At 67.1% G+C, this 2,477-nt stretch carries 3 protein-coding genes; 2 read left to right on the plus strand and 1 reads right to left on the minus strand.

The features are described from left to right. Window positions 1-459, plus strand: a 459-nt coding sequence (locus tag JYJ84_RS34070) for an alpha/beta hydrolase fold domain-containing protein (RefSeq protein WP_205190087.1), incomplete at its 5' end; no start/stop codon positions are given. 22 nt (window positions 460-481) lie between these two features. Further along, on the plus strand, window positions 482-1,678 hold the full coding sequence (locus JYJ84_RS34075; protein ID WP_175223161.1) for a TauD/TfdA family dioxygenase: 1,197 nt from the start codon (window positions 482-484) through the stop codon (window positions 1,676-1,678). 198 nt (window positions 1,679-1,876) lie between these two features. Here JYJ84_RS34075 and JYJ84_RS34080 read toward each other — a convergent pair whose 3' ends face one another. Continuing rightward, window positions 1,877-2,176 (minus strand): DUF4148 domain-containing protein, encoded by a 300-nt coding sequence (locus tag JYJ84_RS34080; RefSeq protein ID WP_122947809.1) that lies wholly within the window; start codon window positions 2,174-2,176, stop codon window positions 1,877-1,879. Window positions 2,177-2,477: the final 301 nt, after the last annotated feature.

Consider the following 2,477-nt stretch of genomic DNA (forward strand, 5'->3'; position numbering starts at 1 on the left):
GTGGCCACCGCGTTGCGCGATGCGGGTGAAGGCGGTGTCGACGGCATCGCGCTCGTCTATCCGATGCTCGGGTTCGAACCGCAATCGCCCGCGCGCGAAACGGAAGCGCACGCACCGATGCTGACGCTCGACGACGTCCATCGCTATCGCGCGCTGTACTGGGAAGGTGGCTTGCTCGATGCACTGGGTGACGGCAACCCACTGTTGCGCGCATCGGTGCCGCTCGCGGCGGCGTGTTTCGACGGCTTGCCGCCCGTGCTCGCGATCGGCGCGGAACACGATCCGCTGCGCGACGATGCGCGCGTGTACGTCGAACGGATTCGCGCGGCCGGCGGTGCCGCGCACTACTGGATGGGAGAGGGGCTGGTGCACGGCTGCTGGCGCGCGCTTGGAACGAGCCCGCAGGCGGCGCGGATGCACCGGACAGTCGGCAGGTTTCTGCTCGCACCACACGCGTAGCGGGCGTTTCCGGGAGGCAACGATGCAGGCAGCGCAACACCGTATCGAGGACTGGCGGACGTTTTCGGCCGACGCGGCCATTGCGGCGGCGACGATCGCCGATGGCGCGGTGGACGTCGAGTGGAGCGACACGCGACGATCGCCATTTCATTTCGACTGGCTGCGCGACAACTGCGCGTGTTCCGCGTGCGTGCATGCCGTCACGCGTGAACAGGTGTTCGAGATCGCCGACGCGCGCGAGGATCTCGCCGCGCTCACGGTGCACGTCGAAACCGACGGCGTGCTGCATGTCGAGTGGAACGACGGGCATCGCAGCGCGTGGTCGTCAGGCTGGTTGCGCGCGCATGCGTATGACGACGCGTCGCGCGCGGAGCGCCAGGCCGCGCACGGGCGGCACGTGTGGGCCGGCGACGATGCGACGGCCATCGGCGTGTTCGCGTGGCGCGACGTGATGGAGGACGACCGCGCGTTGCTCGCGTGGCTCGCCGCGTTGCAACGCACGGGGCTGACGCTCGTCGAAGGCGTGCCGGCCGAGCGCGGCCGCGTCGACGAGATCGCGCGCCGCATCGGCCTGATCCGCGAGAGCAACTTCGGCGTGCTGTTCGACGTCGAATCGAAGCCGCGTCCGGACAGCAATGCGTATACGTCGCTGAACCTGCCGCCGCATACCGATCTGCCGACCCGCGAATTGCAGCCGGGCGTGCAATTCCTGCATTGCCTCGCGAACGACGCGACTGGCGGCGACAGCGTCTTCCTCGACGGCTTCGCGCTGGCGGATGCGCTTCGGCGCGAGCATCCGGCCGATTTTGAACAGCTCGCGTCGACGCCGTTCGAGTTCTGGAACAAGAGTGCGAACAGCGACTACCGCTGCTCGGCGCCGGTGATCGGGCTCGACGCGCGCGGCAACGTCACCGAGGTGCGCGTCGCAAACTTCCTGCGCGGGCCGCTCGATGCGCCGGCCGGCTCGGTCGCGGCCGTCTATCGTGCGTACCGGCGGTTCCTCGCGCTCGCGCGCGAGCCGCGCTTTCGCGTGCAGCGCCGGCTGCGGGCGGGCGACATGTGGGCGTTCGACAACCGGCGCGTGATGCATGCGCGCACCGAGTTCGACCCGTCTACCGGCCGCCGGCACCTGCAGGGCTGCTACGTCGATCGTGATGAGCTGCTGTCGCGGTGGCGCGTGCTGTCGCGTTCGGCGCCTGCCGCGGCCGGGCCGCGCTGACGGGCGTGCGCGGCTTCATCGTGCTCGCACGCATCCCTCGCAAATGAAAAAGCGCCCGGACGCCAGGCGCCCGGGCGAAGCCACCCGTTGCCGGGCGGCGGAGGTATGCGTTTCATAAAAAAGACGAGCCCCGCAAGGGGGCTCGTCCGGGTATTTCTTCATCGCGCGACGCGCGGCGCCCGCCGAGGGCGCATCGGCTTACTGGCCGAAGAAGATCGAGTCGCGAGCGTTCGACGACGTTGCAGCCGGGGCGCCCGAGTGGACGGCCGGAGCCGGTTGTGCGCCGTAGCCGCTGGTGTCGGCACCATGAACACGCGCTTCGGCGCTCTGGATGTCGTTCGGGTAGTACGGGCTTGCCAGGCCCGGCTTGTAGCCGGCCTTTTCGAGCTGAACCAGTTCGTTGCGCACTTGAGCGCGGGTCACGGTGCTTTGGGCGAATGCGCCAAACGAAGCGGACAGGGCGGCAGCGGCAACGACTGCGGAAACGAGCGATTTCATGATGACCTCCGGTGTTTTATTGAGTTCGCTCGCGACACCATGTCTTAAGCGATTGATCAAATGTTAGTCATCGGAGGGTTCAGGGTAAACGCTGATTTTGACGATAGATTGTTTCCTGGGTGGTAACAGTGGCGCGTCAAATCATGCTTTCAACTGGCTTTCTTTTCGGTTGGTGTAATAAGTATGACGATTATGACGGAGGACGATGCATGTTTCAGCGCGCCTCGGCGGTCGTGTCGAAAGGTCGTCCCGGTGAGCGTCCGGCCGGCGCGCCCGAACTGAGGAAACGCACGCCTGTCGC

It is taken from the genome of Burkholderia sp. LMG 13014, assembly GCF_905232215.1.
Taxonomy (GTDB): domain Bacteria; phylum Pseudomonadota; class Gammaproteobacteria; order Burkholderiales; family Burkholderiaceae; genus Burkholderia.